The sequence below is a fragment of the Pedococcus dokdonensis genome, assembly GCF_900104525.1.
GTDB lineage: Bacteria > Actinomycetota > Actinomycetes > Actinomycetales > Dermatophilaceae > Pedococcus > Pedococcus dokdonensis.
Genome location: NZ_LT629711.1, coordinates 3,104,947 through 3,122,693, shown reverse-complemented (window position 1 = coordinate 3,122,693; position 17,747 = coordinate 3,104,947). Strand labels below are relative to the sequence as shown.

At 72.1% G+C, this 17,747-nt stretch carries 20 protein-coding genes; 14 read left to right on the top strand and 6 right to left on the bottom strand.

Annotated features, from left to right (window positions below; genetic code table 11):
* The first annotated feature begins 35 nt into the window (after nt 1-35).
* The 6 genes from BLQ34_RS14740 (at nt 36) to BLQ34_RS14715 (ending at nt 5,685) form a co-directional block, all read left to right on the top strand.
* A complete protein-coding gene (locus tag BLQ34_RS14740; protein WP_091787073.1) occupies nt 36-827 on the top strand; it encodes a M56 family metallopeptidase in 792 nt (263 codons plus the stop codon).
* 26 nt (nt 828-853) lie between these two features.
* Entirely contained in the window at nt 854-1,381 is a 528-nt protein-coding gene (locus BLQ34_RS14735; protein ID WP_091787070.1) for a low molecular weight protein-tyrosine-phosphatase, read from the top strand.
* A gap of 153 nt (nt 1,382-1,534) precedes the next feature.
* Complete coding sequence (locus tag BLQ34_RS14730) at nt 1,535-3,202, top strand: dipeptidase (RefSeq protein ID WP_231961251.1); 1,668 nt, start codon at nt 1,535-1,537, stop codon at nt 3,200-3,202.
* 43 nt (nt 3,203-3,245) lie between these two features.
* Nucleotides 3,246-3,620, top strand: a complete 375-nt coding sequence (locus BLQ34_RS14725) for a tetratricopeptide repeat protein (protein ID WP_231961249.1) — start codon at nt 3,246-3,248, stop codon at nt 3,618-3,620.
* Between the two features lie 7 nt (nt 3,621-3,627).
* Nucleotides 3,628-5,145, top strand: coding sequence for an LLM class flavin-dependent oxidoreductase (locus BLQ34_RS14720; RefSeq protein WP_091787061.1), 1,518 nt, complete (start codon nt 3,628-3,630; stop codon nt 5,143-5,145).
* A gap of 183 nt (nt 5,146-5,328) precedes the next feature.
* Nucleotides 5,329-5,685 (top strand): YciI family protein, encoded by a 357-nt coding sequence (locus BLQ34_RS14715; protein WP_091787059.1) that lies wholly within the window; start codon nt 5,329-5,331, stop codon nt 5,683-5,685.
* A 39-nt stretch (nt 5,686-5,724) separates the two neighbouring features.
* Here the strand turns inward: BLQ34_RS14715 and BLQ34_RS14710 are convergent, their stop codons facing one another.
* Nucleotides 5,725-6,756 (bottom strand): aldo/keto reductase, encoded by a 1,032-nt coding sequence (locus BLQ34_RS14710; RefSeq protein ID WP_091787056.1) that lies wholly within the window; start codon nt 6,754-6,756, stop codon nt 5,725-5,727.
* A 145-nt stretch (nt 6,757-6,901) separates the two neighbouring features.
* Between BLQ34_RS14710 and purB the strand changes: the two genes are divergently transcribed.
* From purB to BLQ34_RS14680, 6 genes are all read left to right on the top strand, one after another.
* A complete protein-coding gene (gene purB / locus BLQ34_RS14705) occupies nt 6,902-8,311 on the top strand; it encodes an adenylosuccinate lyase (RefSeq protein ID WP_091787053.1) in 1,410 nt (469 codons plus the stop codon).
* A gap of 28 nt (nt 8,312-8,339) precedes the next feature.
* A complete protein-coding gene (locus BLQ34_RS14700) occupies nt 8,340-8,705 on the top strand; it encodes a DUF2568 domain-containing protein (protein WP_091787049.1) in 366 nt (121 codons plus the stop codon).
* A gap of 10 nt (nt 8,706-8,715) precedes the next feature.
* Nucleotides 8,716-9,114 carry an MmcQ/YjbR family DNA-binding protein gene (locus BLQ34_RS14695; RefSeq protein WP_091787046.1) on the top strand — a complete coding sequence of 133 codons (399 nt, stop codon included), beginning with the start codon at nt 8,716-8,718 and terminating at the stop codon, nt 9,112-9,114.
* 51 nt (nt 9,115-9,165) lie between these two features.
* Nucleotides 9,166-9,435, top strand: coding sequence for a VCBS repeat-containing protein (locus BLQ34_RS14690; RefSeq protein ID WP_091787043.1), 270 nt, complete (start codon nt 9,166-9,168; stop codon nt 9,433-9,435).
* A 90-nt stretch (nt 9,436-9,525) separates the two neighbouring features.
* On the top strand, nt 9,526-11,079 hold the full coding sequence (locus BLQ34_RS14685; RefSeq protein WP_091787040.1) for an HNH endonuclease signature motif containing protein: 1,554 nt from the start codon (nt 9,526-9,528) through the stop codon (nt 11,077-11,079).
* 61 nt (nt 11,080-11,140) lie between these two features.
* On the top strand, nt 11,141-11,803 hold the full coding sequence (locus BLQ34_RS14680) for a Type 1 glutamine amidotransferase-like domain-containing protein (RefSeq protein WP_091790044.1): 663 nt from the start codon (nt 11,141-11,143) through the stop codon (nt 11,801-11,803).
* A 172-nt stretch (nt 11,804-11,975) separates the two neighbouring features.
* On the opposite strand, the gene BLQ34_RS14675 is transcribed toward BLQ34_RS14680, so the two are convergent.
* From BLQ34_RS14675 to BLQ34_RS14665, 3 genes are read right to left on the bottom strand one after another with little or no spacing between them, the layout of a single operon-like run.
* Nucleotides 11,976-12,611: a VOC family protein gene (locus BLQ34_RS14675; RefSeq protein WP_091787037.1), complete on the bottom strand. Its 636-nt coding sequence runs from the start codon at nt 12,609-12,611 to the stop codon at nt 11,976-11,978.
* Nucleotides 12,612-12,631: 20 nt separating this feature from the next.
* Nucleotides 12,632-13,516 (bottom strand): TrmH family RNA methyltransferase, encoded by an 885-nt coding sequence (locus tag BLQ34_RS14670; protein WP_091787034.1) that lies wholly within the window; start codon nt 13,514-13,516, stop codon nt 12,632-12,634.
* Between the two features lie 46 nt (nt 13,517-13,562).
* Nucleotides 13,563-14,564 (bottom strand): DUF2332 domain-containing protein, encoded by a 1,002-nt coding sequence (locus BLQ34_RS14665; RefSeq protein WP_231961246.1) that lies wholly within the window; start codon nt 14,562-14,564, stop codon nt 13,563-13,565.
* Nucleotides 14,565-14,600: 36 nt separating this feature from the next.
* Between BLQ34_RS14665 and BLQ34_RS14660 the strand changes: the two genes are divergently transcribed.
* Nucleotides 14,601-15,209, top strand: coding sequence for an LURP-one-related/scramblase family protein (locus BLQ34_RS14660; RefSeq protein WP_091787027.1), 609 nt, complete (start codon nt 14,601-14,603; stop codon nt 15,207-15,209).
* Between the two features lie 4 nt (nt 15,210-15,213).
* Here the strand turns inward: BLQ34_RS14660 and BLQ34_RS14655 are convergent, their stop codons facing one another.
* Nucleotides 15,214-15,684 carry a MarR family winged helix-turn-helix transcriptional regulator gene (locus BLQ34_RS14655; protein WP_091787024.1) on the bottom strand — a complete coding sequence of 157 codons (471 nt, stop codon included), beginning with the start codon at nt 15,682-15,684 and terminating at the stop codon, nt 15,214-15,216.
* A 71-nt stretch (nt 15,685-15,755) separates the two neighbouring features.
* Here BLQ34_RS14655 and BLQ34_RS14650 point away from each other — a divergent pair, with 71 nt between their 5' ends.
* A complete protein-coding gene (locus BLQ34_RS14650; protein WP_091787021.1) occupies nt 15,756-16,997 on the top strand; it encodes an FAD-dependent oxidoreductase in 1,242 nt (413 codons plus the stop codon).
* On the opposite strand, the gene BLQ34_RS14645 is transcribed toward BLQ34_RS14650, so the two are convergent.
* Nucleotides 16,948-17,745 (bottom strand): HAD family hydrolase, encoded by a 798-nt coding sequence (locus BLQ34_RS14645; protein ID WP_091787020.1) that lies wholly within the window; start codon nt 17,743-17,745, stop codon nt 16,948-16,950. The genes BLQ34_RS14650 and BLQ34_RS14645 overlap by 50 nt on opposite strands.
* Between the last annotated feature and the right edge of the window lie 2 nt (nt 17,746-17,747).

The window sequence follows — 17,747 nt, the reverse complement described above, 5'->3', positions numbered from 1 at the left end:
TCCTCGCCCTGGGGCTGGCGGGCCCGGCGCCACGGATGATGGCCCGGCGCCCGGAGTTCCGCCGAGCGCCGAGAGAGGCGCTGCTGGTGTGGCAGTCGGTGTCGCTCGCGGGCGTCGTGGCGGCGCTGGCCGTCGCCCCGGCAGCCGCGCTGTCGGCCACCCTGTCGACCACCCTCCCCCGCTGGGTGCCGGTCGTCGCGGTGGCGTTCAGCGGTGCGATGCTCGGCCGGCTGCTCTGGTCGGGGCACACCATCGGCACCCGGCTGCGGGCGCAGCGACGCGAGCAACGCACCCTCGTCGACGCGCTCGGCACCGACACCGGCGACCACGTCCGCGTGCTCGCGCACCCCACGCCGACGGCATACTGCCTGCCCGGTCTGCGGCGTCGTGTCGTCCTCACCGAGGGCACCCTCGCGGCCCTGCCGCCTGACGAGCTCGCCGCGGTGATGGCCCACGAACGCGCGCACCTGCGGGCCCGGCACGATCTCGTCCTGGAGTTCTTCAGCGTCCTCCACCGAGCCGTCCCTGCCCGGCTGCGGGCTGCGGCCGCGCTGCGCGAGGTGCACCTGCTGATCGAGGTGCTCGCCGACCGGGCGGCCCGACGCGCGGTCGGTCCGGTGCCACTCGCCCGCGCCCTGGCCGCGCTCGCGTCGGCGAGCCACCCGGACACGGCACTCGGCGCGACCAACGACCAGCCGACCACGGCCGCACGCATGCGGCTGCTCACCGAACCGCCCGCGGCGCCGTGGCTGCGGGCGGCCATGCTGGCGTTCGCGGTCGCTGTCCTCGCCGCCCCCGTGGTCCTTCTGGTCGTCGCGCTGGGTTGAACGAGCCGATGGCGTTGAATGGACGCATGGCTCCGCACCACGCCCAGCAGCGCCCCTATCGCGTCACCGTCGTCTGTACCGGCAACATCTGCCGCTCCCCCATGGGTGAGTTCGTGCTGCGGGAGCGGTTCGAGGCGGCCGGGCTGGGCGACCGCGTGGTCGTCGACTCGGCCGGCACCCACTCCTGGGAGGTCGGCAACCCCGCCGACCCGCGCACCCTCGCGGTGCTGGCGCGCAACGGGCATGACGACTTCGGCGGGCGCGACCACGTGGCGCGCCGGTTCGACCGGTCCTGGCTGGACCAGGTCGACCTCGTCCTCGCGGCTGACGCGGGCCACCTGCGCGAGCTGACCCGGATGGCCCGCACCGACACCCAGCGCGCCAAGGTGCGGATGTTCCGGTCGTTCGACCCCGTCGCGGCCGGCGACGGCGACCTCGACATGGACGACCCGTGGTACGGCGACGACTCGGCCTTCGACCGCACCTACTCCGAGGTCGTCGCCGCCGCCGACGGGGTCGTGGAGCACGTGCGGCGCGAGCTCGCCGACGCCTGAGCCGCACCTCACGCGTCGTCGCCCCCGTCGCCGCAGGTATGCCGGGTGCCCACCCTCGCGGGCCCGCTCGCCGAGCGCGCCTCCCTTACCGCCGGTAACGTGCGGCGGGTCGGCTCACCGCAGAGTCGGCCCCTCGATCCTCGGAGGCGCACGATGAGGCGGTTCGCGACGACCTGGAACAGATCCCGGCAGCTCACCCGCGTGGTGGCGGTCGCCACCCTCGCCGCGGCTGCGCTCGCGACGGCGGGGTCGGCCCGGGCCGCGGACCCCTGGACGCCGGTCAACCCGCAGAGCCCCGACTCGCAGGTGAACATCACCGGCACGCCCGCGTCCGGCACGGCACCGGACGGGACGGTCCGCGGCACCGTCGACGCGCACACCCACCTGATGTCCGACGTGGGTTTCGGCGGCAGCATCGTGTGCGGCAAGACGTTCAGCCCCAACGGGATCGCCGCCGCCCTGCAGGACTGCCCCAACCACTACCCCAACGGCCAGCTCGCCCTCCTCGAGAACCTCACCAACCTCGAGGGCGACGGCCCGGCGCACACCCACGACCCGGTCGGCTGGCCGTCCTTCAAGGACTGGCCCAAATGGAGCTCGCTCACCCACCAGCAGATGTACTACAAGTGGGTCGAGCGGGCCTGGCGCGGTGGCGAGCGCGTCATGGTCGCCGACGCTGTGAACAACAACGTGCTCTGCAGCCTGCCGTTGCAGGTCAACAAGTACTCGTGCGACGACATGTCGACGGTCCGGCGGCAGATCGCCGAGACCAAGAAGCTCGAGGCCTTCATCGACGGGCAGTACGGCGGCGCCGGCAAGGGCTGGTTCCGGATCGCGTACTCCGCCAGCGAAGCCCGCACCTACGTCAGCCAGGGCAAGCTCGCCGTGATCCTCGGCGTCGAGGTCTCGAACCCGTTCGGCTGCAAGACCTACCTGGGCCTGCCCCTCTGCTCCAGGGCGCAGATCGACGCCGGCCTGACCGAGCTGCACGGCCTCGGGGTCCGCTCGATGTTCTTGTGCCACAAGTTCGACAACGCGCTGTGTGGGGTGCGCTTCGACGAGGGCACACAAGGCGTCATCGTCAACCTCGGCAACTTCCTCAACACCGGACGCTGGTGGGACGCGCGGCACTGCGACACCACCCTGCACGACAACACGGTGGCCACCGGGGTGATCCCGCCCGAGCTCGCGCCCTTCGTCCCGCTGGGCGCGACCGTCCCGATCTACCCGAAGGGCCCGCACTGCAACCCCAAGGGCCTGACCTCGCTGGGGGAGTACGCGCTCAAGGGGATGATGGCGCGGGGCATGGTCGTCGAGGTCGACCATATGAGCGTCAAGGCGGCCACCCGCACGCTCGACCTGCTCGATGCGGCGGGCTACCCCGGGGTCGTGTCGTCCCACTCGTGGATGGCGCCCGAGCTGGCCGAGCGGGTCTACCGCCGTGGCGGGTTCATCGCGCAGTACGGCCACGACGCCACCGAGTTCGTCGAGGACATGGACGCGACCGCGGCGCTGCGCGCGAAGTACGGCGTCGGCTACGGCTACGGCACCGACATGAACGGCTTCGGCGGGACGCCCAGGCCGCCGCAGGGGCGCACGATCGGCTACCCGTTCACCACGATCGACGGCAGTGGCTCGGCGGGCAGGCAACAGACCGGCACCCGCACGTGGGACTACAACGCCGACGGCGTCGCCCACTACGGGATGATCCCGGACTGGCTCCGCGACGTGACCACGCTGGGCGGCAGCGGGGTCACCGACGGTCTGGAGCGTGGCGCCGAGTCCTACCTGCGGACCCTCGCCGCCGCCGAGGGCTCGTGACCGGAATAGTTGAATATCGAACTATTGTTGAGCAGGCATGACCATGAGCAGCACGCCCTTCGCCCTCCGGCTCGACTGGGCCCGGAGCCTCTTCGACCACGGCGACTTCAGCGCCGCGGCCAACGCCCTGCGCGAGCTGGTCGACGAGTCGGCGACCGCCGAGCACCTGCACGGCACCGCCGACCTGCGGCTGTTGCTGGCGCGCGCCTACTTCGGGTCGGCCCAGCTCGGTCGCGCCGAGACCGAGCTGCGGACCCTCGTCGACGAGGCGCCCGACGACGGCTACCTGCACCTGCTGCTGGGTCGCACCCTCCAGCGCCGGGGCCGGCACGACGACGCCCGGCGGCACCTCGCGCTCGCCGAGGTGCTCGGTGACCACGAGCGACCGGTCGCCTACGGCGCGCCCGTCACCGCCTAGGACCACCGTGACCGACTACGGGCAGGACCTCCAGTTCGGGATCTTCCCGAGCCCCGACGCCGCGGCGGCCGACCTCGTGCTCGAGCTGAGCGAGGCGGCCGACGTGGCCGGGCTCGACCTGGTGACCATCCAGGACCACCCCTACCAGGCCAAGCACCTCGACACCTGGACCCTGCTCTCGTTCATCGCGGCCCGCACCACCTCGATCCGGGTGGCGCCCAACGTCGCCAACCTGCCCCTGCGCCCACCCGTCGTGCTGGCCCGCAGCGTCGCCACCCTCGACCGGCTCTCCGGTGGTCGGGTCGAGCTCGGGCTGGGCACCGGTGCCTTCTTCGACGCCATCGTCGCGGCCGGCGGCGAGCGCCTCACCCCGGGCGAGTCGATCGAGTCCCTCACCGAGGCGATGGCGGTCATCCGCGCCGTGTGGGGCGGCGAGGGCGCGCCCACGGTCCGCGTCGAGGGCCGGCACCACCGCGTCGTCGGCCTGCACCCGGGACCCGCGCCCGCGCACCCCGTCGAGATCTGGCTGGGTGCCCTCAAACCGCGGATGCTCCGCCTCACCGGCCGGTCTGCGGACGGTTGGCTCCCGAGCATGGGGTATGTCGCGCCCGACACGCTGCGTGGCCACAACCGGACCATCGACGAGGCTGCGGTCAAGGCGGGCCGTGACCCGGCCGCCATCCGACGGCTCTACAACATCCACGGGCGGTTCGGGTCGGGGTCCGGGACGCGCCCCGGTGCGATGCTGCAGGGCACCCCGCGCGACTGGGCCGAGCAGCTCGCCGAGCTCACGCTGACCGAGGGGATGAGCACCTACATCCTGGCCGTGAACAGTCTCGAGCAGGTCGACCGGTTCGCCCACGAGGTCGCGCCCGCGGTGCGCGAGCTGGTCGACGCCGAGCGCGCTCGGCGCGCTGCCGGGCCCTCCCCCGAGGCCGCCGCGGTGTCTCCCGCGGACGTCGAGCCCGAGCCAGCGGACGCGACAGAGGTGGGCGGGCCGCATACCTCGTCTGGTTCGTCCATCTCGGAAGGAGTTGCAGCACAACGGCACTCGGGCGCCGGGGCGCATCTCGTCGAGGTGCACGACGGGCTGCGTGCCGAGCTGGCGCGGCTGCGCGACATCGTCGAGCAGGTGGTGGCCGGCGAAGAGCAGGCGCACCGCGCCCGCAACGCCATCAACGAGCTCACCATGCGTCAGAACAACTGGACCCTGGGCGCCTACTGCGCGCAGTACTGCCGGTTCGTCACCGGGCACCACGGGCTCGAGGACCGCTCGGTCTTCCCGCACCTGCGACGCAGCGAGCCGGCGCTGACCCCAGTCCTGGACCGGCTGGAGCAGGAGCACCTGGTCATCCACGACGTCCTCGAACAGCTCGACGAGGCGCTCGTCGGGCTCGTGTCCGGCGCGTCCGGCACCGACGAGCTGCAGCGGGTCGTCGACCGGCTGTCCGAGACCCTGCTCGCGCACCTGTCCTTCGAGGAGGACGAGCTGGTCGCCCCGCTCGACCGGCACGGCTTCGCCTGACGCTCGGCCGTGGCGTCACTTCACTCCACCGTCGAACCGTTGCCCCGGACTCCCAGTCGGGTCGGTGAACCGAGCCGGGTCGGCAAGGCCCGCGAACTCGCCACCCCCTGGTTGTCGATCTGGGGCCTGTTCGTCCGTCAGGGTGGTGAGGGCCGCATCCGGCGGTCGTGATCGAGGAGCGCCATGAGCCTGTACGCCATCTACTTCAACCAGCAGTGGGTCGGGGAGCACACCGAGGAGTGGTTCGCCAGCCGCGGACCGACCTCGCTGGCCGTGATCGAGGAGGCCCGGGCCGCTGGGGTGCTGGTCTTCGCCGGTGGCCTCGAGGAGGACCTCGACCTGGCCTTCAGCGCCGACGGGACCAGCGGCGCCATGTCGGTCACCGACGGGCCCTACGCCGAGACCGCCGAGTGGCTCGGGGGGATCACCATCGTCAACGTGCCCGACCGCGCGGCAGCCGAGGTGTGGGCCGCCAAGATCGCCGAGGGCTGCGGCTGGCCACAGGAGGTCAGGCCGTTCGGGCACACGCCGATCTACTGACGGCGCGGGATCCAGTGACTGCTCGGGGTCGTTGACAGCTCAGCGGCCGCCCTCGACCTTACGCTCCCGCTGGCCGACCCCCATCGGACCGTAGGGGTAGTCGGGCATCTGCGGTGCGCTGACCTCGGACAGCCGTGCGAGCTGCTCGTCGGTGAGGTCGAGGTCGGCCGCGGCGAGGTTGTCCTGCAGCTGCTCGACGGTGCGCGCGCCCAGGATCACCGAGGTGACCGCCGGCTGCGCGCCGACCCAGGCGAGGGCGGTCTGCGCCGGCGTGACCCCGGCCGACTTCGCGACGTCGACCACGGCGTCGACCACGGCCCAGGTGCGCTCCTCGGCGTTGCGCGGACCCCAGGCCTCCATGCCACGCTCCGGGTCCTCGCCGAGCCGCGACTCACCCTGGGGCTTGGCGTCGCGCTGGTACTTCCCGGTCAGCCAGCCGCCGGCCAGCGGTGACCAGGGCAGCAGCCCGAGCCCGCCGTCGAGGCAGGCCGGCACGACCTCGTGCTCGATGTCGCGGACCAGCAGGTTGTACTGCGGCTGGAGCGTGACCGGCGCCGTCCAGCCGTGCTCGCGCGCGGTGTGGACCGCCTTGGTGACCTGCCAGCCGAGGTAGTTGGAGAAGCCGTAGTACGAGATCTTGCCTGCGGCGACCGCGTCGTCGAGGAAGCGCAGCGTCTCGTCCAGCGGCGTCACCGCGTCCCAGGCGTGCATCTGGTAGAGGTCGACGTGCTCGACGCCGAGCCGTTGCAACGAGTCGTCGAGCGCGCGGCGCAGGTGACGGCGCGAGAGTCCGAGGTCGTTCGGCCCGTCGCCCATCGGGAACCGGCCCTTCGTCGCGAGGACGAGCTGGTCGGCGTCCGTCGGGTGCGCCTGGAGCCAGCGGCCGATGATCTCCTCCGAAACCCCGGCGCTGTAGACGTCGGCGGTGTCGAGGAACGTGCCACCGGCCTCGACGAAGGCCTCGATGATCGTGCCGGAGGTGGCCTCGTCGGCCTCCGCGCCGAAGGTCATCGTGCCGAGGCACTGGGTGGAGACGACGGTGCCGCTGGAGCCGAGCGTGGTGTATCGCATGGTTCTCACCGTATGCCGCGTGGCCGGCTCTCGCGCGGCCCGTCCGGCCGGCGGTCGGGCAGCTGATCGGCGGCGGATGCGCGGAGGTGTCCACGCGCCATACCGGTGTGCTGGGGTGGCCCCGCACTCTGGGACACTGTGGGTCATGGCTTCGCTTGCTGACGCGACCCCTCCCATCGCCCTCGGCGCCCTCGACGGTCGCTACCGCGGTGCGGTGGCGCCCCTCGTCGACCACCTCTCCGAGCCCGCGCTGAACCGCGAGCGGATCCGGGTCGAGGTCGAGTGGCTGATCTTCCTCACCACCCACCAGGTGGTGCCGGGCGTCCGCACGCTCACCGACGACGAGCAGCGGCAGCTGCGGCGGGTGGTCGACGACTTCGGCGCCGCGGAGATCGAGGAGCTCGCGACGATCGAGCGCGAGACCCAGCACGACGTGAAGGCGGTCGAGTACTTCCTCAAGCGACGGCTCACCGCCATCGCGCCGGATCCCGCGGACTCGGGGCTCGCGGAGCTGATCCACTTCTGCTGCACCAGCGAGGACATTAACAACCTGTCCTACGCCCTGATGGTCAAGGGCGCCGTCACCGACGTCTGGCTCCCGCGCGCGTCCGCGCTCGTCGAGGCGGTCGCGACGATGGCCTCCGACCTGCGCGACGTGCCGCTGCTCGCCCACACCCACGGGCAGCCGGCCACGCCGACGACGATGGGCAAGGAGCTCGCGGTGCTCGCGCACCGGCTGGGTCGACAGCTGCGCCGGATCGGCGCGGCCGAGTTCCTCGGCAAGCTCAACGGCGCCACCGGCACGTATGGCGCGCACCTCGCTGCCGTGCCCGGCGCCGACTGGCCGGCGCTGAGCCGCGAGTTCGTGGAATCGCTTGGGCTGCAGTGGAACCCGCTCACCACCCAGATCGAGTCGCACGACTGGCAGGCCGAGCTCTACGCCGACCTCGCGCGGTTCAACCGGATCCTGCACAACCTCTGCACGGACGTGTGGACCTACATCTCGCTCGGCTACTTCGCCCAGGTGCGGGGTCAGGGCACGGTGGGCTCGTCGACGATGCCGCACAAGGTCAACCCGATCCGGTTCGAGAACGCCGAGGCCAACCTCGAGGTCAGCAACGCGCTCTTCGACGTGCTGGCCTCGACCTTGGTGAACAGCCGGCTGCAGCGCGACCTCACCGACTCCTCGATGCAGCGCAACATCGGCGTCGCCTTCGGGCACTCCCTCCTGGCGATCGACAACGCGTCCCGCGGCCTGGCCGGTCTCGATGCCGTGCCGTCGGCGATGGCGGCGGACCTCGACGCCAACTGGGAAGTGCTCGGCGAGCCGGTGCAGTCCGCGATGCGTGCGCTCGGCGCCCAGGGCGTGGCCGGCATGGAGAACCCCTACGAGCGGCTCAAGGAGCTCACCCGCGGGCGCCGGATCACCGGTGACGACCTGCGCGAGTTCGTGGCCGGGCTCGGCCTGCCCGACGACGTCGCGAAGCGGCTCTCCGAGCTCACCCCCCAGACCTACATCGGCGCCGCGCCCGAGCTCGTCGACTTCGTCGAGTGAGCCCTCGACGACTGGGCACGGCGCGGCGATGAAGGCCTTCGGTTGGCTGGTGCTGGCGTTGGTGTTCCTCGACGAGCTGCTCGCCGCCGCCGCGGCCGCCGTGTGGGGCAACCACGCAGGGGGCGTCCTGCTCGCGGTCGCGATGGTCGTCGTGGTCATCGCGGTGTGGTGGGTGTTCGCGTCGCCCAAGGCGCCCAAGGGTGGTCCGGTGGTGCGGCCGGTCACCAAGGTGCTGGTCTTCGGGCTCGCGTCGGTGGGTCTGTGGGTCGCCGGGCACCACGGCTGGGCGTTGGCGTTCCTCGTCTTCTCGGTCGTGGTGAACGGCTTGGCCCAGCTCCCCGCGATCCAGGCCCTGGTCCGCGAGGCGGCAGCGGGCGAGCGTCCCGCGGCGTAACGTCGGCGACATGGCTGCACGCAAGGCGAGGCTGTCGGACATCGCGGAGATCGCCCTCGCCCTCCCCGAGGTGGTCGAGGAGGAGAACGGCGGCAGGCCGGCCTACGTGGTGCGGAAGAAGTCGTTCCTGCACTTCCGCGAGCCACGCCCCGACGCGGTCGACGCGCAGACCGGTGAGCGGATGCAGGACGTGATCATGGTGAGGGTGGCCGACCAGAACGACAAGGAGGCCCTCGTCGACGGTGACGGTCCGTGGTTCACGACCCCGCACTTCGACGGGTACAACGCGGTGCTGGTGCGTGAGCAGGACCTCGGCCGCCTGACCCGTGCCGAGCTCGCCGAGGTGATCACGGACGCGTGGGCGACCAGGGCGCCGGCCAAGCTGGTCACGGAGTACTTCGGCGCCTGACCGGTGCGTCCGCGCAAGGAGTGAGCGCCCGATCTGCCCGACTCGACCTCGGTGGTCGGTGTCCTGGCCGTGGACAAGGCCGGTGTGCTCTGGCTCTACCCCGGCAACGGCAAGGGTGGCTTCCGGGCAGTCCGGTCCCAGGTGGGCACCGGTTGGAACACCCTCGGCTCGGTGGGACCGCTGGGCGACTTCACCGGTGACGGTCGGGCGGACGTCGTCGGCATCACCATGGCCGGTGAGTTCCGCCTGTATGCCGGGAACGGCAAGGGCCGCGTGTATGCCGGGCGGGTCATCGGGACGGGCTGGCAGCGCTACTTCTGAGCCCCCCCGGGGCGGATTCCGTTGTGCAGCAATCCTTTCGGAGTGTGGACAACTCTGTCTCCGGCATTCGAACAAGTGTACGATGGAGGTATGCCAGCCAGCGCCGCCGTCGCCGCAGCCACCGCCGTGGCCGTCACGCGCTCCGAGGCGCACGAAGACGTGTGGATGCGGACCGCGGAGGTCGCGGGCCGGCTGAACCGCCTTCAGGGTGAGCTCGTGGATCTGGCCGTCGAGGTGATCGAGCACGACCTCTGGGGCGACGGCGGGTTCCGCTCGCCGGAGCACTACTTCGTGGTGCGGGCCGGCTTGTCGCCTGCTCACGCGCGCGATGTCGTCGCGATCGCCCGTCGTCGCTGCGAGCTGCCGGACGCGACCGCCGCGCTGCGCGAGGGGACGCTCTCGCTCGACCAGGCGGCGGTCGTGGCGCACCACGCCCCGGTCACCCATCAGGCCTCTGCCGCCGAGTTCGCGCGGCACGCCACGGTGCCCCAGCTGAGGCGAGCGCTGAGCCGGCAGGCCTTCGCTGCGACCGTCGCGCCCGACCAGGAGGCTGACCCGGACCCGGATCCCGACGTCGACCCAGTGCCGGTGCAGACGATCGAGCACAGTGCATCCGAGCGGCGTGCCTGCGCCCGGCCGGAGCTGTCGATGCACTACGACACCCACGGTCGGTTCCAGCTCCGCTACAGCGCGCCGGCCCCGGTCGGGGCGCTGGTCGAGCAGGCACTCAAGGAGGCCAAGGACGCGCTGTTCACCGACGCGGCGGGTGAGTCCGGTGCGGGGCCGGCCGTCGCGGGATCGTCCGTCGCCCGTCCGGCGACGGGTGCGGGCCGCCCGTCCTACGCGGATGCCCTCGAGGAGATCGCGCAGCGTTCGCTCTCGTCGGTCGAGTCCTCGGGCCGGGCCGGCCACTACCGGGTCTACCTGCACCTCGCGACCGACGGAGCCTGGGTCAACGCCGGTGGTGCCATCCCCCGGCGGTTGCTCGACCGGTTCGTCTCCGACGGGGTGGTGCAGCCGGTCTGGGAGACCGAGGGCAGACCGGTCAGCGTGGGTCGTGCGATGCGGATCCTGCCGAGGCGGAGTCGCCGGCTGATCGAGGACCGCGACCGAGGCTGCCGGTTCCCCGGGTGCTCGGCGACCCGGTTCGTGGAGATCCACCACCTGCACGAGTGGGCCTCGGGTGGGGCGACCGACGTCGACAACCAGGTCAGCCTCTGCCCGTTCCACCACGACGCCATCGACCGGGGCGACTACCGCGTCTCCGGTGACCCGACCCGGCCCGACGGACTGCTCGTCACCAACCGCCATGGCCTGCGGGTGAGGCCACCGACCGCGGTCGAGCTGGCCGCGCCGCCCGGCGGCGACCCACCCGAGCAGCCCGGCGCGCACGCCGCATACCAACCACCGACCGGCGAGCGCGCCCGGTGGCACGACATCGAGATCCTCCCCGACGACGCGAGTGCGTGGAGTCGTCAGCTCCGCGCCGTTCCCGCGGTGCCGTGGGACGACGACACCGGGACTCGCGACGACCCAGACGACGACCCCGACGTCGACCCAGGCGACGACCCGATGCCGAGATGTGGCGCACCGGGAGCTGGTCCGCCCGCAGGACGACGACCCCGCCGTGCCGGCGGGCGATGAGTTCGGGCTCGTCGAACGGTCTGCACCATGTCCCGAGCCCGCACCCATGACAGAGGTCCGCATGAAGCTTCTCCTGACATCCGGTGGCGTCACGAACCCCAGCATCCACGCCGGGCTGGTGCGTCTCCTGCCCGAGCCGATCGAGGAGTGCCGGGCGCTCGTCATCCCGACCGCGCAGTGGGGACACCCGATGTGCAGCCCCACCTCGGTGCGGGGGCTCATCGCCGCGGAGCCGACGTGGAGCGGCTTCACCGGCTTGGGCTGGGGATCGCTCGGCGTGCTCGAGCTCACCGCCCTGCCCAGCATCAGCCGCGAGCGCTGGGAGCCCTGGGTCCGCGAGGCCGACGTGCTGCTCGTCGACGGCGGTGACGCGACCTACCTCGCGCACTGGATGCGGCAGTCCGGGCTGCTCGACCTCGTCCCCGAGCTCGAGGAGACGGTCTGGGTCGGGGTGAGCGCGGGCAGCATGGTGACGGCCCCGCGGATCGGCGACTACTTCGTCGAGTGGCCCTCGGCCGTCGATGACACGGCGCTGGGCTGGGTCGACTTCTCGATCTTCCCGCACCTCGACTTCTTCCCCACCAACACCATGGAGCACGCGGAGCGCTGGGCCGAGGCGCTGGGCAACCCCGGGTACGTGATCGACGAGCAGACCGCGATCGTCGTGGTCGACGGCGAGGTCGAGGTCGTCTCCGAGGGCCGCTGGGCGCTACTGGACGGCTGAACCCGGAACGAGGGCCGAGCCCGGAACGACTGCCGGGCCCGGAACGATTGCCGGGCCCGGAACGACTGCCGGGGCCCGGAATGCGGCCGAGACCGGAACTGAGCCGGAGACGACGACGCCCCGCGGTGACCTGGGTCGGCGGGGCGTGGCGTCGGGCGGATGGACCTGGTGGTCAGACGGTGACCTTGCCGGTCGGGGTGTCGAACGTGACCGCCAGCAGGCCGGGGGTGCCACGGGGGGCGACGAAGGTGAAGTCGATGACCGACGAGGTCGCGTCGGGGGGCAGGCCCAGCCAGTCGCGGACCCGGTCCGGGTCACCGGCGATCTGCAGGTTGTCGATGGTGACCTGCGTGTGCGCGCCGACCGAGGGGTGGACGGTGGAGTCCTCCCACTGCACGAAGTAGGGCAGCTGCGGGTCGGACATCAGGCCCTTGATGCCCAGCTGGCGCCACCGCAGCTCGACGCCGTCGGGACGGTGCCGGTTGCCGGGCACGGCCTCGCGACCGATCCGCGACTCCAGCGGGGCGAGGTCGTCGACCGCGACGCACCAGCCGAGCCAACCGCCGCCGGCCTCGGACCGGGCTCGCACGGCCTGTCCGAACGGCGCCTTGTCGGAGGCGGGGTGGTCCAGCACCTCGACGACCTCGACGTAGCGCTCGTGCGCCAGCGGGAGGATCACGTTGCGCGTGCCGAACCGCGGGTGGATGCCTCCGTCGACCGGGTCGACCCCGATCAGCTTGGCGAGGCGCTCCGCGGTCGCCTGCAGTCCGTCGTGCTCTGCCGCATACGAAACGTGGTCAACGCGCATACCAGACATCGTGACATACGTCAGGGAGTGCTCCTGACACGGGTGGGGTCAGTGGGACCAGGCCGGCCCGGTCGCCTCGCAGCCCCGGCGACCCTTGTGGCAGCGGCACGCTGGCGGACCGCCTCGTAGATCACGATGGCCGCCGATGTCGCGACGTTGAGCGAGTTTGCCTTCCCCACCATGGGGATCCGGACGCGGTGCGCTGCGTGCTGGAGCACCTCGTCGGTCAACCCGTACTTCTCCGCACCGACGGCGATCGCGACCGGTCCGGTGTAGTCGACCTCGGTGTGCAGCACCTCGGTGTCGGGGGTGGTGGCGACGAGAGCGATGCCGTTCGCGTCGAGCCAGGCGAGGGTGTCGGGGGTCGGGTCGCTCGCCACCGGCACGCTGAAGACGGTGCCCTTCGAGGCACGGACCAGGTTGGGGTTGCCCCAGTCGGTGACCGGGTCGGCAGCGATCACCGCCTCGACCCCGGCGGCGTCAGCCGTGCGCAGCATCGCACCGAGGTTCCCCGGCTTCTCCACGCCCTGACACAGCACGGTGAGGGCCCGCGGACCGACAGCCAGGTCGCGGCACGGCTGCCCGACCGAGGGCACCACGGCGATGAAGCCGTCCGGCCCCTCGCGGTAGGCCGTGCGCTCGAAGGCCGTGCGCGACACCTGGACGGTCTCCACGCCGTCGCGACGCGCCTCGTCGACCACCCGTGTCTGGGTGGCCGGGTCGAGCATCAGCTCGGGGCAGTAGTAGATCGTCTCGGGCCGGACGCCTGCGCCGAGCGCGAGACCCAGCTCCTCGTAGCCCTCGACGAGGGTGCGGCCGGACTCCTCCCGCGTGCGCCGGCGACGCAGTGCGGCGACGGCCTTGAGGCGCGGGTTCGACGGCGAGGTGAGGATCAGGTCTGCCATGGCGGCCTCAGTCTGTCAGCCGCGACGCGCACGGGTCACCGACCCGTCACTCGCAGAACTGGCCGTGTGGTCCGGCCCAGCCCACGGGTATGCCGTCCAGTGCGGTGACGAACGCCTCCGGACCGTCCGCGCGGGGCCGGGGCGCGAGCCGGCCCAGCGCGCCGGGCGGCAGCGCGCCGGGCGGCAGCACGCCGTCGAGCAGGCTGGGGTGCTCGTTGGCGATCCAGTGCCCCGGCAGGGTCTGCACCAGGTCGGCGAAGCGGCGCCGGGTGGCCTGGTCGACGTAGCCGAGCACCGCGGTGTGGAACACCACGAGGGTGGCGTCCGACGGCGCGCGGGCAGCCAGCTCGGCGAGGTCGTCGACCAGGTCGCCGGTCACGAGCACGGGTGGCTCCGCGGCGGCGACCGAGGCCGCGCGACGGAGCCGTTCGCGCCGGGCGTCCTGCTCGGGCCAGACCAGGCACTCCAGCCAGTGCAGGTCGGCGGGCTCGGTCACGTCGAGCGGGTGCAGGTCGAGGCCGGCCCGCCAGACCACCTCGGGGCGCCGGGTCGGGGGCGGTTCGGGCCGACCCCAGGCGCAGTCGAGCACCGGACCGTCGCCATCGCCCAGCACCCCGTCGCCGTACTGGTACCGGTAGCGATCGGGGTAGAGGCACAGGCCCGCGGAGGCGCCGACCTCGAGCAGCGCCAGCGGGCCGGGCAGCCCGGTGAGGACGGGAAGCAGGGTCGCGCAGCGCCCGGCCTCGTTGGTCTGCGTGCTGCGCGCCAGCAGCTCGGGGCGGACCTCCGTCCAGTGCTCGACCACCCACCCGAGGAAGGCCGCGGGGTCGGTCACCGGTCCACCCAGCAGGCGGGTGACCCCGAACAGCAGGTTGGGCTGCTGCTTGCCGCCGGGAAGGTCGGCGAGCAGACCGCATACCCGGTCGTCGGTGGGCACGGCCCGCGCGAGCGCCTCGTAGGTCGGCGAGACGCCAGCCGCCTGACCGTTCGCGAAGGCGAGGTACTCCTCCTCGACCATCCTGCGACGGTCAGCGCGCGGCTCCCCCATGCCGGCGAGACTAGCGAGTTCCGGCAGACTGGCCCCATGAGCCAACCTGCCGTGACCGAGCGCTACTCGCTGCGCCAGAAGATCACCATGATGGTCAACCGCTACGAGATCCGCGCGGTCGACGCGGCGGGCGTCGAGGGCCCGGTCATCGCGGTCGCCCAGCAGAAGCGGATGGCGCTCAAGGAGCAGGTGACCTTCTACGCCGACGAGGCCCGCACTCAGCCGGTCTTCTCGTTCAAGGCACGCACGCGGATGGACCTCGGCGCCACGTATGACGTGTTCGACGCCTCGGGGGCGCCGATCGGCTGGTTCCGCAAGGACTTCGGGAAGTCGCTGCTGCGGTCGTCGTGGCACCTCGGCACGCCTGACGGCCTCGAGGCGTTCGGGACCGAGCGCAACCAGAACATCGCGATCCTGCGGCGCGTCTGGGACTTCATCCCGGTCGTCGGCGACATCCCGCTGCCATTCCTGTTCCACTTCGACTTCACCGCCCCGGACGGCAGCGTGGTGCTCACGTCGGAGCGCAAGCGCAGCCTGCGGGACCGCTACGACATCCACATGCCGCAGGCCAGCAACGGCTGGCAGCTCGACTGGCGGGTCGGCCTCGGCATGGCGGTGGCACTGGACGCGCTCCAGTCCCGCTGACGGGTCAGTCCGGGCTCGCGTCGCGCTCGATCCTGGCGCGGTGCCGGTCGGTCAGCTCGGTCATGCCGTCGACGAGGTCGCTCAGCCGCTCCAGCTCGGCGATGGTGGTGGATGCGAAGCCCTGCTGCCCCTCGCTCACCAGCGGACCATAGGCCGCCCAGGTCTTGCGCGCCCCGTCGTCGGTGAGGGCCACGAGCACCTTGCGGCGGTCGGCCTCGCTGGGACGCCGCTCCACGAAGCCCTTGTCGACGAGCCGGTCGATCAGTGCAGTCGTCGCCGCCGGTCGCAGGCCTGTGGCTGCGCTGAGCTCGCCTGCGCTGCACGGTCTTTCGCTGAGGACGTCGAGGCAGCGCATGTCGGCTGGGCCCAACCCGAGGGCGCGCCCGACGGCGTCGTCGAACGACTGGACGCTGCGCTGGTAGCGCTGCATCGCTCGACCGGCTCGCTCGATGGCCGCTTGACGGGTCCGTGCCACGCGTGTCATCCTTTCGAAAATCAACGTTTCGAATTTCGAACTATCCGATTGTCGTAAGAAAGGCTATCACCGTGAAGGCAGTCGTCGTCGGAGGCGGAGTCGCCGGACCGGCCACAGCCATGGCCCTCCAGCAGGTCGGCATCGAGGCGGTGGTCCTCGAGGCCCGCCACCGCACCGCCACCGAGGCAGGCTCCTACCTGACCATCGCCCCCAACGGCCTCGACGCGCTGTCCGTGATCGGCTGCCTCGACCTGGTGCGCGACCTCGGCTTCCCGTCGCGCCGCAGCACGATGCTCGGCGCCACCGGCCGCCGGCTCGGCTCGGTCACGCTCGGGACGCCGCTGGCCGACGGCACCCCGGCACTGACGATGAAGCGCCCCCACCTCAGCCGGGCCCTCATGGACGAGGCCGCCCGCCGCGGCATCGAGGTCCGGTATGCCGCCAAGGTCAGCTCGGTCGCCACCGAGGGGTCGCGGGCGGTCGCCGTCCTCGACGACGGCGGCACCGTCGAGGGCGACCTCCTCGTGGGGGCGTCCGGCGTGCGCTCGCTCGTGCGTTCTGCGATCGACCCCGATGCCCCGGCGGCGCGCTACGTCGGCCTCACGAACTTCGGCGGATTCACCCGGGCCACCCCGCTGGCCCGCGAGCTGCCCGCAGACGGTTGGCGCTTCGTCTTCGGTCGGCACGCCTTCGTCGGGCTGCACCGCACCCCCGCGGACGACGTGGTCTGGTTCGTCAACGTCCCGGAGCCCGAGATCAGCCGGGAGCGACGGGCCGCCACATCACTGGCCGAGTGGCGGGCGCGGCTGGCCGCCCTCGTCGCCGACGACACCGGTCCGGCCGGTGAGCTCATCGAGACCGGCGAGCTGGAGCTGGCCGGCGACAACACCTACGACCTCGGTCACGTCTCGAGCTGGCACCGCGGCCGGCTGCTCGTGGTCGGCGACGCGGCGCACGCCCCGTCACCCAGCTCGGGACAAGGCGTCTCGCTGGCGCTCGAGGACGCCGTCGTCCTCGCCGGGAGCCTCGCGTCGGTCGGCGAGGTCACACCGGCGTTCGACGCCTTCGTCGAGGCCCGCCGGGCCCGGGTCGAGAAGGTCGTCGCGGTCGGGGCGCGGTCGAGCAGCTCGAAGCTCCCCGGACGGGTCGGTCGGGTGCCGATGGAGGCGATGCTGCGGGTGGTGTTCCGGTACCTGGTGACCGACCGGGCGCAGGACTGGATCACCGGCTACCGGGTCAGCGCGACGCCTGAGGGTCGGGCGGTCACAGCAACGAGCGGAGCACCGGCACCAGGCCGTCCTCGTCGACGGTGAGCGTCACCTCGTCGGCGATCTCCTTGACCGAGTCGGGCGCGTTGCCCATCGCGACCCCGCGGGCCGCCCAGTGCAGCATCTCGACGTCGTTGCGCTGGTCACCCACGGCCAGGGTGAACTGCGGCTCCACCCCGAGCCGACGCCGCAGGATCTCGAGGGCCGAGCCCTTCGAGACACCCTCGGGGTTGAGGTCGAGCCAGGCCGAGAAGCCGACCGCGTAGTTGACGCCGTGCAGCCCGATCCGCTCGGTGAGCGCGAGGAAGTCCTCGGCCGTGCCACCTGGCGCACGGAAGGTCACGCGGGTCACCGGGTCGGCGACCAGCTCCTCCCACGGCACCACCCGCAGCTCGCCCTGGAGCTCACCGTCAGGGAACGGCGCGCTGAGCTTGAAGCCGACGCCGAGCTCCTCCACCGCGACCACCGCGTCCGGCCACTCCTCACGCAGCAGGTTGAGCGCCGGCGCTGGGTCGAAGGTGACCGCCTCGATGATCCGGAAGCCGTCGCCCTCGCCCGGGTCCAGCTCGATCGTGACCGCCCCGTTGGAGCACACGGCATACCCGGTCTCGATGCCCAGCTCGGCCACGATGCTGGTCGTCGCGACGATCGAGCGACCGGTCGCGATGATGACGTGGTGGCCGGCGGCCACGACGGCGTGGACGGCGTCACGGACCGCCGGTGACAGCTCGCCGGCATGGTTGATGGTGGTGCCGTCGACGTCGAGAGCGACGAGGTGGCGGGCGCCGGTCATGC